This window comes from Lysinibacillus louembei, assembly GCF_033880585.1.
Lineage (GTDB): Bacteria > Bacillota > Bacilli > Bacillales_A > Planococcaceae > Metasolibacillus > Metasolibacillus louembei.
The window spans coordinates 271,625-290,461 of sequence record NZ_CP137624.1; the positions used below are offsets into that span (position 1 = coordinate 271,625).

The following is an 18,837-nucleotide window of genomic DNA, read 5'->3' on the forward strand; positions in this document are numbered from 1 at the left end:
AGTTAAACTCCTTACTGTTGTTGACCTGAAAATAACATTGCTGATTGTTGATTTGCTTTATTAATTGCAGCTTCCATTGCACCGAATTGTTTCCAGTAACGTGCTTCTACATTTTTCAACTTATCTTGCCAGGTTTTAATTCGACTTTCTAAATCCTGCAAGTTCTTACCAATAGAGTATTGGGCATCTGTCATTGTTGAGCGTCCAGCTTTTTTCTCAATAGAAATTTCAAATGATTTCATTGAATCACGTAGTTTATCTAAATAGCCACGTGTATCCACAGTTTTAGAAATAACATTCCCATTTTCATTTACTTGGATAACATCTTCTTTTTTACCATTTGAATTTTTAAATAGGCGTTCTACTGCATCTGGATCTTCTTCTAATGCTTGACGTAATTTCGTTTCGTCAATTTCCAGAGTACCGCCCTCATTATAGTTTTTAGATGTTGTAATACCTACACTAAATAATGTATTAAATTTAGAATCCTCTAATCCTGGGTTAGATTCATAGATGAGAGAGCGCATTTGATTAAGCCCTTCACGAATCAACGCATCATTACGAAGTAAACCACTTTTCGCTTTTTCTTCCCATAGCTTAATTTCATTTTCTTTCATCGTCTCTTTTTGTTCAGATGTTAAAGGAGCATAATCACGATATTTTGATTCAGTAGTTTGGTCTTTTAAATCTTTAATTAAACCATTGTAAGTATTAACAAAATCTTTAATTTTCTGCATCATATCATCTACATTTGTAGTAGATGTTAATGTTACTGGTGTTGCTGAAGCTACCGGCATATCCACTTCGGCAATTTCTCCTGGATCACCAGTTGTATAATCAGTCCCCTTTTGTTGCTTATACGCCTCTTTAAAATTAGTGAGAGCAGTAGCCTGTCTATCTACTAATGATTGATATTCAGCATCTTTCACATTTTTATCTCCAAGCTTTGCGTTACGATTAAGTTGTGCAGTTCCTAAGTCCGTCATTTTATCTAAATCCTCATCCGATAATTGACGTAAAGTAGATTTTTGAGCACTATTTAAGCTTGCTAGCTTAGCAGCCAATGCTTTTTCATCATCAGATCCATTTGACCAAGTAGCGATTTGAGAATTGAAATCTTCTTCTGTTGATGGATTTATTCCTTTTAGTAAATTCTTCTCATCAGCTGTCAGTCCACCTAAAAACGATGCCCCTAATGAATCATACATAGATTGCGCAGATAGACTTTGCAATTTATCATGGTCAAGTGACTTCATTGCATTAAATTGGTCAAATGTCACATTCGCATCCTTTAATTTTTGCTTAAGTGCTTCATCTCCTGAAGAATCTAACCAATCTTGTAACTCTTGTTCACTTGTAACTACGCTACTACTAATTGTGCTTACTTCACCTACACTTAAACTACGAGCTAACAATGGATTATTAATAGTAGCAAATGCCGTTCTATCTCCTTCTGAAATGGATACTGTACCTAGAAATGCTGTTTTAGCGCTGTTATAATCTGTTTCTGCATCATTATAAGCGTCAGTAGCTGTTTGCTTAGCATTTCCAGCATCTATCAATTGTTGGCTATATGCAGCTGAAGTTGTATTTTTCCATTCTCTATAGGCTGCATTATACTTTTCAGCATTAGCTCGTTCACCATTAAATGTTGAGTTCAAAGTAACACTATATCCATTTACAGTAAATGTATTAGTAGAACGTTCTGTTGCAATACCGTTTATTTGAAAAATTGCATTTTTGCCTTCACGAATACTCGCTCCAGCTCCAGTTGTAAGATTCATACCACCTGTATTTCCTACAATTTCGATATTTCCCTTACCTGTATTCTTTGCTGTAAATGAAAAGCGCCCGTTTTCAAAAACTGCTGATACACCTGCCCCACTTTCATTTACTTTTTTGACGAAGTCATTAACCGTCATATCATTCGTAATATCAATTTTTGTTGTCTCACTAGCCATTGTCCCATCAGCTTGAACTGCTCTAAATTCAATAGTACCAGAAGTTAGTGTATTCATTTTTGTAGCACCATTAGCATTCACTTGTCCACTTGTGATACGTGCAGCTTCAGCTAATTGAGACACACCCTCTATTGACAATGTGCCTGTCGCTTTACCTGTTGCTATTGCTGAAACTAAATTTGAGTTTGAGCTTGAGGCTGTTTTAGAATTGAAAGTTTTTAATACTAGATTATCTGCAATATACGTATCAAATGTTTTTAATTTTTTGTTTACATCACGATATGCATCACGTTGCCATTCATAACGTTGTTTATTTTGGAAAAGTTTGTTTAATGGCGCTCTTTCTGCCGTCATTAATTTCTTTACTAACTCATCAATATCCATACCGGATGCTAATCCGCCAATTCTCGTTACCATATTTGTTCCTCCGTTTTTTAAATATATATTATATTTTCTCATCTACAATCATGCCGAATAATTTTTGCATTTCATAGAAGGCATCAAGAAGTTTTTTAGGTGGAATTTCTTTTATCACTTCTTCTGTCTCCCGATTTACTACAGTTACATAATATCGCTCTAAGCCATCATGATACATAAATTTAGCAGCATTATTATGAACTTCTAACATCTTGTTCATTGTTTCGACAACTTCTCGTAATTTGGCTTTTGCTTCACTGTCGTTGCTTGGTTGCTGCACTTGTTCATTAATAGGTGTCTCATTTTGAACTGTAGTTTCGCTTCCTTGCTGCACTACTTTCTCTACAACAGGCTTCCCTTGAGGAATAGCTACTGAACCTGTATCTGCACTCCCTGTAATACGCATATTTTCATCCTCCTTGAATCTAATACAGATATCCTTGTTAATAATATCGGTTCAAAAAAAAAGAATTACAGTCTTTTATAGTACATTGTTAAAGTTAAGTTTCAACATGAATTCTAATATAGAAATAGCGATTGCATGACACCTACTAAATTCCTATTTCTATTATTATTTCATCAACGGCAATATGACTTTCTATACATGATTAAGTATTTTAGTGCTCTTCTTTTTGTTTTATCATCTTCCCAACAAATATAAATTTATTGGTGCTCGCTTCAATTATATAAAAATAAGGCTCTGAAAATTTCACTATATGTAAAATCTTCAGAGCCCTTTATTTTTCAGCTAGACTTTGTCCCGATATCATAATTAAGCTAAAAATGAATTAATTTTTCGTTTCAGAAAATATTGGATATTCTATTTTATAAAATTGGTTTTTAAATATAAACAGTATTCCTCTATCTTGCTGACATCATTTTCATAGTCATCAAAGAATAAATTGGCGAAATCTGCACTTATACAATACTCGTATGTCTCATTAAGAATTTTAAATATATCCAAACTCGTCTTTTTGTAAAACACGTTAATAGATACACCTACTAAATACAGTGTCTTACTACAAAGTTTCATATACATCATCTTACGGAAGGCAGCATCTTTCTCACCTAGCTCTAATAAGTCAATTATTTGTGCAAATCCTTTATGTTGTTGTAATCTGCTTTCTATTTTAGCATAGTATGAAATATCAATATTACCATCCACATATTCTACATGTTCCTTTTCCATTTCCTCTGGAGACCCTTCAAAGACTAAAATAGATTCTGTACTTTGAACGTTTCCAGATTGACATAACATTAATTCCCATACCATATGAGGATATATTGAGCATGCAGCATTATTTAAATTTTCTTTTATGTATTCGATCCCCTTATATTGTATTAACAATTCCCTGTTATATACAATTCCTGACATATAATTACTAGTCAACATAAATGCAAGAAGAGCATCTTTCCCTGTTTTAGCAAATTTAGTTGGCTGCCTATTCTGATAGTCTGAAGATGCTTTTAAAATAGATAATGCGCCTTGAGATTGAATCAATGTCGCCATAACATTATCTAAAAAGGAAAAATTAACCACATCCTCATCACTTAATAATAAAATATATTTTCCTTCTGCTGATTCACACACTTTACATAAATTAAGGGCAAATCCCATATTTTCTTCGAATTCAAAGTACTTTATTCGTGCATCGTTAAATATATTAATTTTTGAGTAATAGCTTTGAGTTTCATTATTTGTCCCATTATTAGAAATAATAAATTCTACTTCTTCATCATATTTCATTTGTAAAAGATGAATTATATTTTCATATGCCCTATGTCCTCTATTATAAGTAGGTATACACACGCTAAGGAGTATATTATTATCCCCTTCAATTCTTTTTCTTTGCAATCTATGACTATGAATTGCATTAATGTAATTTTGTGCTGTATTACTATGATCTACTAAATTTATTATATTTCTAGGCAAATAAACCTTATTGTTTTTAAAATAGTCATCCATACTACCAAAGCTATCAAATATTATAGCGTTAGAAATAATTTTTTCACTTAAAAGTGCCCCTTGTACACATGAGAGAAATTTATTGATATTTTTTAAAACAATATACATCTTTTTATTTATTTTTTTTGCTGGATTATGGAATGTTAAGATATTTTTCCAACTATAACTTTCATATACTAAAATATCGGAAAACACGTCTTCACTTGATAGTTCCTCTATATTTTCTGAATCATACAAATTTATTTCTTCTTCAATAATTTTCTTACGTTTATTATATATATAGAATTGATTCGTTACACCTGTCGGTAATAACCAGTAATCTAATTGTTCAAATCTTATAAAGTTCCTAACATTGATAATATTACTGCTTATTAAATAATTCATGTTAGTTTCATATATTGATTTAAAGTCATCTATATTAGGTTCAACAAAAGCTTCCCATAGTACCTTTTCTATTTCTTCCCTTGAGTAACCCCATTGTGCTGCCTTTTGTAACATTTGAAAGCAGGATTTATATTCTTGGATACTAAATAGAAAATATGCAAAATCAGCATATAACTTCCCTTTAATGTAAGTATCCAACTTAATCTCATTCTTTTCTATACTAATTATAGTATCTGTATACTTTTGTATAACTCTATCAATCAGGTCTTGTTCTAATAAATTATCAATCTCAATTGTAAATAGGCTAAACTCAAAAGTATTTGACTTATGGTCCATCAACTTTATCCCCTTTTCAAAACAACTCTAAATTACAGCTTAAAATTTTTTATTAATTCATTAAAGTTTTAATAGTTTTTTTTATTCCGTTAGAAAAATTTACAGTGGGAAAAAAGCCTACATCTAATTTTAAATCTTCTATATCTGCCCATAAATGCATTATTTGATTTTCATTATATGGAATCTCTCCTAAACCAATTGTTAAATTTGGATTTACAGAATCACGGATTTTGTTAATATATTCATATAGAGGTCGTGCTTTGCCACTCCCAAGACAGTATACCTTCCCATTTTTCCCCCTAATACCTATTAAATATAATGCTTCAGCAGCATCTCCACTATACAAATAATCCCACATTTGTTCACCTTTTGTGAATACAGGTTTTAATCCATTTAACAAGTTATCTATTGTTGACATAATCATTGTATTCATATTGTCGTAAGGGCCATACACACTTAAGATTCTAACCCAGATATTTTTAATTCCTAATTGTTTACATAATACCTTACTCATTTGTCCTGCACAAAGTTTAGCCATTCCATATCCATTTTCAGGAAATGTAGGTGTTGTCGATTCTAGTTTCCCCTCAAATCTACCATACTCAGCCTGCGAACCTGCTCCAATAAATGTGTGACACCCTAGCCTATTAGCTAAATGAACCGCATCTAAAGTATATTGAACATTCTTATTTTGTAGATAAACATCATTTCTTGCTTCACCAGTTGTGCCTTCCCAAGCTAAATGATAAAAAACTTCAAATCCACCCTCATATTTTAAATTTATTATTTCTGATAAATTGCATTCAATAACTTTTATATATTTAGATTTAGGTATATTCCCCATTCTAGTAGAGCCTCTTCGACAAATAGCTAGAACTTCTATCTTTTCTTTTATGCATTTTTCTATTAATGCCATACCAATAGCACCTGTTGGACCATTAATGACAATTCGTTTCATAACCGCCTCACCTACCATTTATCACCATCCCCCTCTTAAATTGGTATATTTACTATGTAATTTATTAGATTACAATAACTTTTAATGTAGATTGTCTTGTAAAAATGGTATCAGGAGTTGTTAAAAATATTTGGGTTATTATCTAATTATTTATTTACATATACTAAACTCAGATTTCATCACAGTATAATATAAGAAATCCACGGATCAATTGGCAGTCTGTTTATTTGATAATTCGATATATCCAATTTCTCTAATAAAGCTAATGTTTCACCTGGATAGTTTTCACAATTTAATTCATCAAAACAAATGATTGATCCTTTCCCCATTCTAGGTAAAAAAATGTCTAATGCTCTCTTTGTTGGTTCATAAAGATCAAAATCTAAATATAATAAAGAAACTAATAAGTGTTTATTTTTTTGAAGATAGTCAGTTGACGTTGTTAAAAAATCTCCTTTTATAAGTTCTACATTTTCAATATGTGATAAATGTCTTTCACTATTATACTTTTCAATTGCTTTATTTAACTCTTTTAAACTATCTCCCCTTAAATCACCTATTTGCGGCTTATGTATCTCACTATTATCTTGTTCATTTACATTAGGGAATCCTTCGAATGTATCAAATCCTATAATTTTTCTATTATAATTTGTTGGTTCAAAAATATTCGCAAGCTGAGCCCATGTGAACAAACCTGCTCCATTAAAAACACCACATTCAATAATTACTCCATTGACATTTAGTATTTGCTTATATATTTCATATTTAACAACAAACCTACTTAAACTTCTCTTTGTCACAAACCTTGGGAACGCCTCAAGTTTATCGAACGTTGCTAATGAACTTGATTCAAAGCACTCCTCTGCCATAAAATACGATAGTTTGTCCTTCTCTGAATGCCTTCTCTCAAAAGATCCATTTGGGGTTCTATTTATCATCATCTTTATCTCCTTTAATAATAAAATGAATTCCTCTTAATTATGCATAAGTTAATCAGCAGGCATTTGGACACCTGCTGATTTAAGTATAGAATTTGTCATCTAGATAGAAGTAATAGGCTTCTATATCTGACACTCCACCTTCAATACAAAAAAGAAATTTGCTAAATGAAGATAACCTACCGAATTTCTACATTGTCAAAAATCAATTTCTTTCTTAAGTAATTCTGGCTTCCTATCTTATGTGTAAATTCGTCATTAATCCCAATTCTTTTTAATTTTATACCTAAACCGTTCTCAGCAATAACTTCAGCAACAGCACTCCCCAAACCACCAATCTTGCTATGCTCTTCTAATGTATAAATTACAGTATGATTTTTTAAAGATTCAATTACTATTTCACTATCGAACGGTTTGATAGTAGGCATACTAATTAAAGTCGCTCTTTTCCCTTCATTTAACAACTCTTTTACCAACAGTTGACCTTGTTCAAGCATATTACTTGTTGTAATTAACATAAGGTCGTCACCTTCTGTCATTTTGATACCTTTACCAATTTCAATTTTTTGGTTCTCTGGATGTATATTAGGCTCACCATTTTTTCCAAGTCTAATATACATTGGCCCATTATAAAGAACGCTTTGCTTAATAATCTCTTTTACTTCAACCGGATCTCCAGGGCAACATACTGTCATATTTGGTAAAGCTCTCATAATAGCTATGTCCTCAATTGAATGATGTGTAGCACCTGCTGGACCATAAGATAACCCTGCACCAATCCCTATTAATCTAACATTTGTATTCATATAGGCTACATCAACTCGAATTTGCTCGAAACAACGCATTGTAACAAAAGGAACGATGCTATACACATATACTATTTTCCCAGATAACGCTAATCCTGCAGCAACTCCAACAGCATTTTGTTCTGCAATTCCCACATTAAAAAATCTATCTGGAAATAATGTTTGGAAATTTTCCACCACAGAATATCCCATATCAGGTGTAATCAAACAAATTCGATCATCTTTTTTGGCTTCCTCTATTAATACATTAATAAAAGTGTTCCTCACTTATTTCCCTCTCAATTCTTCTAAAGCGCTACTATATTGTTGACTGTTAGGTGACTTGTAGTGCCATTCCAATTTATTTTCCATAAACGAAATTCCTTTGCCTTTAACTGTATGTGCAATAACAACCTTTGGACCATTGACTTTTGCTTTAAAGACAGATTCTAGCTCATCTAAATTATGCCCATCAACTTCACATACATCCCATCCAAATGCTTCCCAACGCTTGGCAATATTCTTTTGATCTATAATCTCATTAGTACGACCTAAACTTTGTAATTTATTATAGTCGATTATGGCAGTTAAGTTTGTTACAGTTAAAGTCGATGCTAACATTATAGCTTCCCAAACGGACCCTTCATTACATTCCCCATCACCTAAAAGTACATAAATATGCCCTTTATTATTATCCATTCTATTTGCTAAAGCCATCCCTAGTCCTATTGATAACCCATGTCCTAGTGACCCAGCTGATGATTCAATTCCTGGAACAGCTTGCATATCTAAATGTCCTGGTAAGACTCCATCATCAATATAATATTTTTTTAAATATTCTTTTTCAAAAAAGCCTTTTTCAGCTAAAGTAGCATACAATGCTGCACTTCCATGCCCTTTGCTTAAAATAAATTTATCTCTATTTATTTTGTTTACATCTTTAGAATCGACATTCATTATTTTAAAATATAAAACATACAAGATATCTACAATTGATAAACAACTACCTATATGTGACGAATTAGAATAATGCATCATTTCTAAAATCAATTCTCTAATTTTATTATTCATTATTTTTTTTCCTATTCAATAATAATCTTAGCTTACCTATACTCTTTCATTTTTAGTTACAAGAAAGTAAGAAGTATTTTGGCTACAAAAGCTTATACTCTTATTCATGTAATAAAACTGTATTCTATTAGATTTTCAATACCTTACTATTCCTTATTTATTCATTCATATATAAAGTGATTTGTCTTAGGCATACACCTAGCATATCCCTTTCTATTTGGGCTTCCTTAAACCACTCGACAATCATCTCAATTGCCATTTCCAATTGCCATTTCTGCTGCCAACCTAAAATTGTTTTTGCCTTTGAACAATCCAATTTTAAACACCCTGCTTCATGAGGATGTTTATTATCATCAATTTTATATTGACTTTTTTCACCTCCCCATTTTTCAATTATTTTTTGCACAATCCACTCGACTGGCTTGGAGTCTTCATCCCTTGAAGCAAAATTCCATGCTCCTGAATAATTTACCCCTTCTTCATATAATTTTTCTGTTAATAATAAATAACCATTCAAAGGCTCTAGTACATGTTGCCATGGTCTTATAGCATGGGGATTTCTAACTGTAATTACTTCATTTTTTAATAATGAATGGATACAATCAGGTACTAGTCTATCCTTCGCCCAATCTCCTCCTCCAATTACATTACCAGCTCTAACTGAAGCAATAGAAACCCCATGATTAGCATACTCTGCTGGATTGAAAAAAGAATACTTATAAGATGTCGTAACTAGTTCTGATCCTGCTTTACTACTGGAATAGGGGTCGTATCCACCTAATGAATCTTGTTCACGATACCCCCATACCCATTCCTTATTTTCATATACCTTATCTGTTGTTACATTTATTACAACCTTAACTGAGGAGCATTTCCGAATACTTTCAAATAAATTAACTGTCCCCATCACATTTGTCGAATATGTTTCAACAGGTTTAATATATGATTCTTTAACTAAAGGTTGAGCTGCCATATGAATAACAATATCTGGTTTTGTTTTAATCATTGCTCTTTCAAGCTCATCACTATCTCTAATATCTCCAATATTTGAAGATATTAGATTTTCTACCCCTGCCAATTTAAATAAAGAAGGGCTTGTAGGTGGTTCTAACGCAAAACCTGTCACTTCTGCTCCCATTGAAGAAAGCCATATAGATAGCCATGAACCTTTAAAGCCTGTATGACCTGTTAAAAATACTGTTTTACCTTTCCAGAAAGCTGGATTCACCAAAGTTTACTCACCACATTCATGTTATAGTCACCAAAGTTTCCATGGCGCTTCATCTTTTTTCCAAAGAGACTCTAAAAAATTTTTATCACGCAAAGTATCCATCGGTTGCCAAAACCCTCCATGACTAAATGCCTGTAATTGACCTCTAGTTGCTAAGTTTTGCAAAGGTTCAGATTCAAATATTGTTTCATCACCATCGATATAGTCAATTATTTCAGGCTCAAGTACAAAGAATCCAGCATTAATCCATCCACCATCACCCTTAGGTTTTTCTTTGAATCCTAAAACCTCTCCATTCTCAGCCAAATCTAATGCTCCAAAACGTCCACTGGGTTGTACCGTTGTTACTGTTGCTTGTTTTCCATGTGATTTATGGAATTTTACAAGCTCCTCAATATTAATATCAGACACACCGTCTCCATAGGTAAACATAAAAGTTTTATCTCCTATGTATTCTTTGACACGCTTTAAACGCCCACCTGTCATAGTCTCTAACCCTGTGTTCACTAAAGTTACTTTCCATGGTTCAGCATGGGCTTGATGTATAATTTGCTCGTTAGTATTAAAATCAAATGTTACATCTGATTCGTGTAAGAAGTAATGAGCAAAATACTCTTTGATTGCATACCCTTTGTAACCTAAGCAAATGACAAAATCATTATAGCCATAATGAGCATACATCTTCATTATGTGCCATATAATAGGCTTATTTCCTATTTCTATCATAGGTTTTGGTTTTAAATGGGATTCTTCACTAATTCTAGTTCCAAATCCTCCAGCTAAGATTACTACTTTCATATACTCACCCCTGATTTAAATTCCAGCAAACTTGACTGCCTCAATAATTTTTTGACTCATATAATCTATCATTGCATCAGTTAATCCTGGATAAACTCCAACTAAGAATGTATCATACATAATTTTGTCCGTATTAATTAAATCACTAGCCACACGGTATTTGATATTTTGAAAAGCAGGTTGTTTAATTAGATTTCCTGCAAACAACATACGTGTTTGCACTTTATGTGTTTCTAAATATTGCGTCATTTTATTACGTGAAACCTTATTTCCATCTTTAATAGTTATGATAAATCCAAACCAACTTGGTTCACTATTTTCAGTAGCTATTGGTAAAATTAAATGCTCCTCCACTACTAATAAGTTCTCTTTTAAACGTTTAAAATTATGATTTCGCTTTTCTATAAAATTAGGCAATTTCCCCAATTGTTCTATACCTATAGCTGCCTGCATATCAGTTACTTTCAAATTATAGCCAATATGTGAGTATGTATATTTATGGTCATAGCCTAATGGAAGTTCACCTAGTTGCCAATCAAATCTCTTCTTACATGTATTATCGCACCCCGAAGGACACCAACAATCTCTTCCCCAGTCTCTAAATGATTCTAAAATCATTTTTAACTGCGGATTGCTTGTATAAACAGCCCCGCCTTCTCCCATTGTCATATGGTGAGGTGGGTAAAAACTTGATGTACCAATATGTCCATGTGTACCTGTCAATTTGCCACTATACTTTGCGCCAAGCGCGTCACAATTATCTTCGATTACCCACAAATCATATTTATTAGCTACTTTCATAACAATATCTAAATTAAATGGGTTCCCCATTGTATGTGCGATAACTATTGCTTTCGTTTTCTTTGATATAGCTAGCTCAATTTGGTCAACAGAGATATTATATGTGCCTAAATCTACATCCACAAACACTGGAACTAATCCGTTTTGAATAATCGGAGCAACAGTTGTCGGAAAGCCAGCAGCTACAGTGATTACCTCATCCCCTGGCAGTAGACGTTTTTCTCCTAACTTAGGTGAAGTTAATGCCGACACCGCCAGTAAATTAGCTGAAGAACCAGAATTAGTCAACAATGCATATTTAACCCCTAGATATTTTGCAAACTCTTTTTCAAATTGCTTGGAAAATCTCCCTGATGTTAACCAAAAGTCTAAGGATGCATCAGTCAAAGCAATCATTTCATCTTTATTATAAACTTTCCCTGCATAACTCAATTGACTCTCTCCAGCAATAAACTCTTTCTGTTGATGAAATAAATCATAAAACTCTTCAACATTATTAAAAATTAGTTTACGTTTAACTTTTTCTAACAATTCTTGTGTGATCACACCTATTTTTACAATTATTTTTTTCTCTAGCTCATCAAATGTATACTCTTCTGTTTTATCTAAGTGTACTTCATTTTTTTCATAAAGCATTGTTATGATTATTTTTTTAGTACATGCTACAACAGCTTGTACCTTTCCTTCAATAGATATTATTTCACCTATGTTATACATTACATCCCTCTTTTACATATTATTACTTAACCGATTAAATACACACAAAACATTTCCCTAATCAGCAAAACCCACTTCAATTATTATTTTTCGATAATTAATAAATATAATTTTAACTATCTAAATTCTCTAGATGAAGATATTCACATACCTTAAAATCTCTTAAATTATCAATATCAAAGGATTTCTCTTCAGACATTACATATCCAAGCGTATTAGCGGTTAAAAATGATTTTTCCTGTAATAATTTGTCGACTTTAGCGACATAGATAGCACCGTTTAAAGCATATACCTTGCGCAAATCTTGTCTTCTTGAAGGGATACTTTCTAATTTAAACAAAGGTTTCATTATTTCATGCTCATTCATAGTATACATCCAATAAGGGGATTTTTCTGGTTCAGTTACAGAAACACAAAAATCCGCTTGATGATATAAGATTTTCTCAATGCAACCATCAATATCTTCCACAGTTCGCAACGGGGAAGTTGGCTGTAATAAAACAACATAATCAAAACCTGGACACTGCTCAATTGCATGTAATACAGGCACAATTCCTGGTGTATCATCTTGTGCCAATATTAATGGCCGCACAAATGGAACTTCGCAATCATATTGCTCCGCTACTGCTATTATTTCTTCATCTTCTGATGATAAAATCGTACGACTTAGATATTTAGATTTCTTTGCTTCTTCAATAGTCCAAGCAATTAATGGTTTCCCCGCAAAATCTCGAATATTCTTACGAGGTACTCCCTTAGAGCCACCACGTGCTGGAATGATTGCTAAAATCTTAGGCTTCATAATTAAGACCCCTTGAATTCATTATTAGCTCTATGGAAATCGTCCATTTTCCCTATGTCCAACCAATATTCCCTAATGGGAAAAACAGAAACTTTATGTTTTTCTTCAATTAATCGTTCAAATAGAGCTGGCATATCATAAAATTCATCTTCTGGAATATACTCTAATACTTTTGGATTCAACACGTATATCCCAGCATTTACAAAACTACGATGAATTGGCTTTTCTTTAATTGATACTAACTCTGCATCCGCTGTTTCAATAACACCGTATGGAATTTGATATTCAAATTCTCTTACACACATTGTAGCAACTGATTGATTCTTTAAATGAAATTCCATTAGTTGTTCAAAGTTAATCTGTGTTAGAAGGTCACCATTCATTACAAAGAATGGCTCTGTCGGTTGTTTTTTAAATAGTGAAAGAGCTCCTGCAGTCCCCATACGTTTCGTTTCTTCCACATACTCAATTGTTACATCAAAAGTCTCGCCATTTTGAAAATAATCTTGAATTACTTCCTTTTTATAGTTAACAGAAAAAACGAAATTCGTATAACCATATTGTTTAAATCCCTCAACAATAGTTTCAAGAATAGGTTTATTCCCTATTTTCAACATTGGTTTTGGTGTGTTATTTGTTAATGGGCGAAGTCTCGTCCCTAGTCCACCTAACATTAAAACAACCATATTTTTATGTGTGGATGCACCTAATTTATCCATGAAAAGTATATCTATAACCCTATTATCTCTATCTACTATTGGTAATTGCTTCAGCATTTTAGATCGCATAATTTGTTTATATTTATATAAACTTTGATTGCTTTTAGCAATCGTTGGATTTGAGTTCATAATTGATGTAATTAACATATCTAAACCCTCACCACGTAAAATTCCTCTACGAATATCTCCATCTGTAACGGTGCCAAGTATACGGTGCTCTTCATCTATTACAACTGCAAACTGGATAGGGGATTCATCAATAATTTTCATTGTTTCTAATAATGTAGCATTTTCTTTAACTAGACACTCTACCCAATTTTCCATGTATCTCACTTCCATCTTTAATAATATAAAGTGAACCTTCAATCAGTAGGAACCTCTTCTTCACTGATTGTTACATTTCACTAGTCAGACGTTTAAAGGTAGTTTCGTCCTCGCTTAATTCAACTAAAGATTTGCAGTAGGTATTTTTATCTGTCATTTCATTTTCACTACAAATAAATTACTACTTGCCAATGTAAACCTGACTTTTATGTATTTTAGAAACTTTAGTGTACTCATAAAAATTAATTAGTACATACCATGACTACAATTATATTCCGGGTAGTGTTTGTTCGAATAGTGACATCTGTACTTTATCTAAATTTAGCGGGCAGCTTTTTCTCGTTGCCCGCTTTATATAGTAGGAAAATAAGTGAATTCTCACCATTTCTGAGAACAATACAATTCTTATCCTATTTCCGATGTGGAATTCTTCCCCAAAGTGTTACATTGTAGAAATAGGATAAAACATGAATATACATGTATAAATATTATTTTATTTATTAATATGTTTTTTCAATATCCATTTTCCATCAACTTTATCCCATATATGTTCAGATCTCCAGCTATCAATTGCCTCCCAAAACTGTTCTTCTGTAATATCACAATACTCTAAGAATTCTTTGTAATATTTTTCTGGGAACTCCCCATCATATTTTTTAACTAAATCAATTCCTTCTTCTCTAGTTAATTTACCTTCTCGTATTTCATGAGCACTATCTGAAGTTGTTCTGCCAATTCCAAATTTAATATAAGATAGATAGTAATGGAACCCATCAATCTTATCATCTAAACTTGCATATTTAGAATACGTTCCCTCTGACCTTTCCTCCGCAGAGGAAAATCCTGTATTCTCTTTACTATAGTGATAATTTGCTTGTGGATCCCAAAACTTATAATAACCAAAGAAGTGTATCTCTGTTTTATTTTTTACGATATCTTCATATTTTGGTGCTTTATATGGGAAAATATCTGCTTCTGAAACACCATGATTCATCCAAAACTCTGGTGGTAACCCTGAAAAATAATGTTCATCATGATCTGCAATTTCACGAGTTGGCTTGAAGGCATTTTTCATACTTCCGCCATATTCAACTTCACCATTTTCACCATACATTATTAATGAGACATTATTTTGTACAGCCACTTTTAATGGAAAATTTGTTTGTCCATAAATAAATGGCTGGAAAGGATCCCCTAAATGCAAAAATGCTAGCTTAGTCATTAATCTATGAACCTTTCCATTTGGTCTTCCTAACACATTATCAAACCCGGAATCTACAAATTTATCCAAATTTATCCTACCTAGTTCTGTTGGAAGATGTGGTGCCCAGGTCACCGTTAATGGATTCATTCCATATTTATATTTCAATTGGTGGGCTACAAAAGAGCCATCTTTTCCACCACTACAGGGAACTATTACATCATAAGAACCATCATTTTTTCGATGCTTATCTAGTAATTCAACTAATTCCTTTTCTCTTAAATCCCAATCTATTTTACTTCTTTTATATTCAGTGAAATTACAGGCACTACATACTCCATTTTCATCAAATGTAATTCGAGGTCTTTGATTAGATATTGTACATTTCTTACAAAAAATCACTTCATCAGGTAAATTGTATAATTCAATTAAATTTTTCTTTTCCATCATTACACCTCGTAAAATTAATATTTTTTACTAACACCTAATATTTTATCGATTTTTTTAACAAATAGATATTAGCATTGTGCGTTTATTACGTTTAAAATTAAAATATCTTTAATAACTGCAATTTTTGCATCTAATTTATATTAAAATCAATATATCAAATTACACTTCCCTTGCAGGTACTCCCAATGCTGTCACCCCATCAGAAACGTTTTTCACCACCACCGATCCCGCACCTATTAAACAATTTGCTCCAATTGTTATACTTTGTATAATGGTTACACCTACTCCTATGTGCGTTCCTTTTTTCACATGAACTGAGCCAGATAGCTTTGTTCCTGGTGCTATATGTACATGTTGCTCAATGTGACAGTCATGATCTATTAATGCACCAGTGTTTATAATAGTATTATCGGCAATTTTTGTATTTGTTTGAATAATAGCTCCAGCCATTATTTGCATACCATATCCTAACTTTACGGAAGGTGCAATAATAGCTGTAGGATGTATTACAGATTTAAAAACATAGCCTTTCTCATGAAAATAATCGAATTTCTTTGCCCGCAATGGTGTTGGTTGTACCATTCCTATCCCTAAAACTAACTCAACATCTGTTATTGGGTAACTTAATATTATTTCATCATTCCCTAAGTAAGGAATTGTAAATTGATTTTCTTCTACTGTCGGTGCAGTAAATCCTATTATTTCCTCTTTTTGGGCTAATAAAATTTCTGTTAATACAGAAGCATGTCCACCGTTTCCAATGATTATGACTGCTTTACTCATCTATTAATTCATCCTCATCATATGGTTTTGAAGCCATTTTCCCAATATAAGACCAGTATTTTGAGGGTGAAATACCACTACCAGGTCTCTTTACAGTCATATTGTTGACTGTAAAGACTTCACCTATGTTAATTGGCTTTTTTGCCACTAAGCTTTTTCTTACAGGAATAAGATTTTGAAGTTCCGTTGTAGTTGGCTGTTTTATACCATCACCTAATGCCTGCTCAACTTCTCGAATCCCCTCAATCATCTGCTTTAATTCCTCAGGATTTAATGAAGCTATATGATCTGGACCCTCTAATGTTTTATCCAAAGTGAAATGTTTTTCTATAACCATTGCACCCATGCTAACAGCAGCAAGTGGTATATGGATGCCTTTAGAGTGATCTGATAAACCTACTGCTAATTGAAAGACACGCTTTATTTCATTCATTGCATTTAAATTAATTGAAGTAGGTGGTGTTGGGTATTGCGTTGTGCAATGAAGCAGTGTCACGTATTGTTGTAACACGTTTTTTGCTTGCTCTGTCTTATAAAATTGCTGCACAAACTCTACTGTTACTACTTCAGAAGGCTTTGCTAAACCATAAGCGATAAATGCCAATGCATCATGAATTTCTTCAATTGTTGCCATACCAGTTGATAAAATAATAGGTTTGCGTCTTGTTGCCATATAGTGAATAAATGGTGCATTCGTTAATTCCCCAGAGGGGATTTTTACAATTTCTACTCCTAGCTTGTTTAGCAAAAAATCGACACTTTCGAAGTCAAAAGGTGTCGATAAAAATTCGATATTCTCTGCTTGGCAAAAAGCTTGTAGGTTTTCAAATTCCTCATAGCTTAGCTCTAATTTTTTTAGCATCTCAAATTGGGACGTAGCCTCACCTAAATTTTTCACTTGATAGTCTGCTTGCTTTGCTTGTTTGGTTACTAAATTTTCTGCTTTAAATGTTTGAAACTTTACCGCGTCTGCTCCAGCCTCTTTCGCAACCTTTACAAGCTCTTTAGCCATTTCTAATGAACCATTATGGTTCACTCCTGCTTCTGCAATGATATAAGTTTTATTCATAAATCGTAAAACTCCTTTTTTATTGAGAATGATGGTAATTCCTTTAAAACAGCTATAATTTTTTCTGATACATGACCATCACCAAAAATTTGGTCATATTCGCTATTAAACTTTCGTGCTTTCTCAATAGTACAATAAATCTCTTCTGTTTGAAGCGGTGTAGTGAAAACTGAGTTGGGCTGTTCTCGTCCCTTCTGCCTATTACCACAATTGACTGTCGGTGTTGCTAAATAAGGTACTTCGATTAATCCACTTGATGAATTACCTATCACTGCTTCAGCATACTTCACTGCACTTAAATACCTAAGTTGCCCTAATGAATCAAATAATTTGGCATTATGATGGGTTAGTGTGAACTCATGAATCGCCTCATTAATCCTGCGCCCACCGTTGTCTGCATTAGATTTTGTAAAAAGCAAATTAACATTCAGATAATTCTCTAATGCTTTAAGTAATTTGAAAATACCGTCTATTTCACCAGTTGTTTCAGGGTGATAAGTAATTAAAAACATCGGTAACCCTTTATCTAGTTGCAACTGCTCAAATAATTCACTCTTTTTCAGCAGTTGTAAATTTATAATATTCTCTATACCGATTGCTCCTACATTAAACACACGCTTTGGCGATTCTCCAAGCTGAATCACCCGTTTACGATGCGATTCTGTACTCGTAAAATGCCAAGTAGCCATTTTGGTAACCGCATGTCGGATTGCATCATCATATGCACCAAAAGTACATTCACCACCATGAAGATGTGCAATTGGAATTTGCAGAATTAAAGCAGATTGAGCAACAGCTAGCATTTCATAACGATCCCCTAAAATAATTATTAAATCAGGCTGCAAACGAGTAAGAGCATCTGCAAAGCCAATCGTAGCTAACCCCATTGACTTTACTACACCTGTATCCGTATCAGCTGATAGTAGCATTTCTACTCTCTCATTAATTGTGAATCCATCAAGCTCAATTTGTTTGTAAGTATCTCCAAATTCAGGTGATAAATGCGTTCCCGTCACAAGTAATTGTAAATGAAATGCAGAATCTTGTTGGAGCTTTTTTATTAAAGGAAATAGCAGACCATATTCTGCTCGAGTCCCAGTCACAACACAAATCTTTCTTTTCATTT

General features: G+C 32.9%; 16 protein-coding genes. All 16 read right to left on the reverse strand.

What is annotated here, in order from left to right; translation table 11 throughout:
• Window positions 1-11: 11 nt before the first annotated feature.
• Window positions 12-2,378: a flagellar filament capping protein FliD gene (fliD, locus tag R6U77_RS01485; RefSeq protein ID WP_319837138.1), complete on the reverse strand. Its 2,367-nt coding sequence runs from the start codon at window positions 2,376-2,378 to the stop codon at window positions 12-14.
• Window positions 2,379-2,406: 28 nt separating this feature from the next.
• On the reverse strand, window positions 2,407-2,784 hold the full coding sequence (locus R6U77_RS01490) for a flagellar protein FlaG (RefSeq protein WP_319837139.1): 378 nt from the start codon (window positions 2,782-2,784) through the stop codon (window positions 2,407-2,409).
• Window positions 2,785-3,198: 414 nt separating this feature from the next.
• On the reverse strand, window positions 3,199-5,064 hold the full coding sequence (locus R6U77_RS01495) for a glycosyltransferase family 2 protein (RefSeq protein WP_319837140.1): 1,866 nt from the start codon (window positions 5,062-5,064) through the stop codon (window positions 3,199-3,201).
• Window positions 5,065-5,116: 52 nt separating this feature from the next.
• Window positions 5,117-6,040, reverse strand: coding sequence for an NAD-dependent epimerase/dehydratase family protein (locus R6U77_RS01500; protein WP_319837141.1), 924 nt, complete (start codon window positions 6,038-6,040; stop codon window positions 5,117-5,119).
• Between the two features lie 161 nt (window positions 6,041-6,201).
• Window positions 6,202-6,960, reverse strand: coding sequence for a TylF/MycF/NovP-related O-methyltransferase (locus R6U77_RS01505; protein ID WP_319837142.1), 759 nt, complete (start codon window positions 6,958-6,960; stop codon window positions 6,202-6,204).
• A gap of 179 nt (window positions 6,961-7,139) precedes the next feature.
• Window positions 7,140-8,033 (reverse strand): transketolase family protein, encoded by an 894-nt coding sequence (locus tag R6U77_RS01510; protein WP_319837143.1) that lies wholly within the window; start codon window positions 8,031-8,033, stop codon window positions 7,140-7,142.
• Window positions 8,034-8,816 (reverse strand): transketolase, encoded by a 783-nt coding sequence (locus R6U77_RS01515; protein WP_319837144.1) that lies wholly within the window; start codon window positions 8,814-8,816, stop codon window positions 8,034-8,036. It lies immediately after the preceding gene.
• A gap of 157 nt (window positions 8,817-8,973) precedes the next feature.
• On the reverse strand, window positions 8,974-10,047 hold the full coding sequence (gene rfbG / locus R6U77_RS01520; protein ID WP_319837145.1) for a CDP-glucose 4,6-dehydratase: 1,074 nt from the start codon (window positions 10,045-10,047) through the stop codon (window positions 8,974-8,976).
• 27 nt (window positions 10,048-10,074) lie between these two features.
• Window positions 10,075-10,845 (reverse strand): glucose-1-phosphate cytidylyltransferase, encoded by a 771-nt coding sequence (gene rfbF / locus R6U77_RS01525; RefSeq protein WP_319837146.1) that lies wholly within the window; start codon window positions 10,843-10,845, stop codon window positions 10,075-10,077.
• 15 nt (window positions 10,846-10,860) lie between these two features.
• Window positions 10,861-12,363, reverse strand: coding sequence for a lipopolysaccharide biosynthesis protein RfbH (gene rfbH, locus R6U77_RS01530; RefSeq protein ID WP_319837147.1), 1,503 nt, complete (start codon window positions 12,361-12,363; stop codon window positions 10,861-10,863).
• Between the two features lie 112 nt (window positions 12,364-12,475).
• Complete coding sequence (locus R6U77_RS01535) at window positions 12,476-13,165, reverse strand: acylneuraminate cytidylyltransferase family protein (RefSeq protein WP_319837148.1); 690 nt, start codon at window positions 13,163-13,165, stop codon at window positions 12,476-12,478.
• 2 nt (window positions 13,166-13,167) lie between these two features.
• Window positions 13,168-14,208, reverse strand: coding sequence for a nucleotidyltransferase family protein (locus R6U77_RS01540; protein WP_319837149.1), 1,041 nt, complete (start codon window positions 14,206-14,208; stop codon window positions 13,168-13,170).
• 493 nt (window positions 14,209-14,701) lie between these two features.
• Complete coding sequence (locus R6U77_RS01545; RefSeq protein ID WP_319837150.1) at window positions 14,702-15,856, reverse strand: N-acetyl sugar amidotransferase; 1,155 nt, start codon at window positions 15,854-15,856, stop codon at window positions 14,702-14,704.
• A gap of 162 nt (window positions 15,857-16,018) precedes the next feature.
• On the reverse strand, window positions 16,019-16,642 hold the full coding sequence (locus R6U77_RS01550) for an acetyltransferase (protein WP_319837151.1): 624 nt from the start codon (window positions 16,640-16,642) through the stop codon (window positions 16,019-16,021).
• A complete protein-coding gene (neuB, locus tag R6U77_RS01555; protein ID WP_319837152.1) occupies window positions 16,635-17,711 on the reverse strand; it encodes an N-acetylneuraminate synthase in 1,077 nt (358 codons plus the stop codon). Before neuB ends, R6U77_RS01550 begins: the two co-directional genes overlap by 8 nt.
• Window positions 17,708-18,835, reverse strand: a complete 1,128-nt coding sequence (neuC, locus tag R6U77_RS01560; protein ID WP_319837153.1) for a UDP-N-acetylglucosamine 2-epimerase — start codon at window positions 18,833-18,835, stop codon at window positions 17,708-17,710. Before neuC ends, neuB begins: the two co-directional genes overlap by 4 nt.
• Window positions 18,836-18,837: the final 2 nt, after the last annotated feature.

What these genes read in the sequence shown, in the direction of transcription:
- fliD (WP_319837138.1), bottom strand. Translation starts at nt 2,378, where the DNA reads ATGGTAACGAGAATTGGCGGATTAGCATCCGGTATGGATATTGATGAG.
- R6U77_RS01490 (WP_319837139.1), bottom strand. Translation starts at nt 2,784, where the DNA reads ATGCGTATTACAGGGAGTGCAGATACAGGTTCAGTAGCTATTCCTCAA.
- R6U77_RS01495 (WP_319837140.1), bottom strand. Translation starts at nt 5,064, where the DNA reads ATGGACCATAAGTCAAATACTTTTGAGTTTAGCCTATTTACAATTGAG.
- R6U77_RS01500 (WP_319837141.1), bottom strand. Translation starts at nt 6,040, where the DNA reads ATGGTAGGTGAGGCGGTTATGAAACGAATTGTCATTAATGGTCCAACA.
- R6U77_RS01505 (WP_319837142.1), bottom strand. Translation starts at nt 6,960, where the DNA reads ATGATAAATAGAACCCCAAATGGATCTTTTGAGAGAAGGCATTCAGAG.
- R6U77_RS01515 (WP_319837144.1), bottom strand. Translation starts at nt 8,816, where the DNA reads ATGAATAATAAAATTAGAGAATTGATTTTAGAAATGATGCATTATTCT.
- rfbF (WP_319837146.1), bottom strand. Translation starts at nt 10,845, where the DNA reads ATGAAAGTAGTAATCTTAGCTGGAGGATTTGGAACTAGAATTAGTGAA.
- rfbH (WP_319837147.1), bottom strand. Translation starts at nt 12,363, where the DNA reads ATGTATAACATAGGTGAAATAATATCTATTGAAGGAAAGGTACAAGCT.
- R6U77_RS01535 (WP_319837148.1), bottom strand. Translation starts at nt 13,165, where the DNA reads ATGAAGCCTAAGATTTTAGCAATCATTCCAGCACGTGGTGGCTCTAAG.
- R6U77_RS01540 (WP_319837149.1), bottom strand. Translation starts at nt 14,208, where the DNA reads ATGGAAAATTGGGTAGAGTGTCTAGTTAAAGAAAATGCTACATTATTA.
- R6U77_RS01545 (WP_319837150.1), bottom strand. Translation starts at nt 15,856, where the DNA reads ATGGAAAAGAAAAATTTAATTGAATTATACAATTTACCTGATGAAGTG.
- R6U77_RS01550 (WP_319837151.1), bottom strand. Translation starts at nt 16,642, where the DNA reads ATGAGTAAAGCAGTCATAATCATTGGAAACGGTGGACATGCTTCTGTA.
- neuB (WP_319837152.1), bottom strand. Translation starts at nt 17,711, where the DNA reads ATGAATAAAACTTATATCATTGCAGAAGCAGGAGTGAACCATAATGGT.
- neuC (WP_319837153.1), bottom strand. Translation starts at nt 18,835, where the DNA reads ATGAAAAGAAAGATTTGTGTTGTGACTGGGACTCGAGCAGAATATGGT.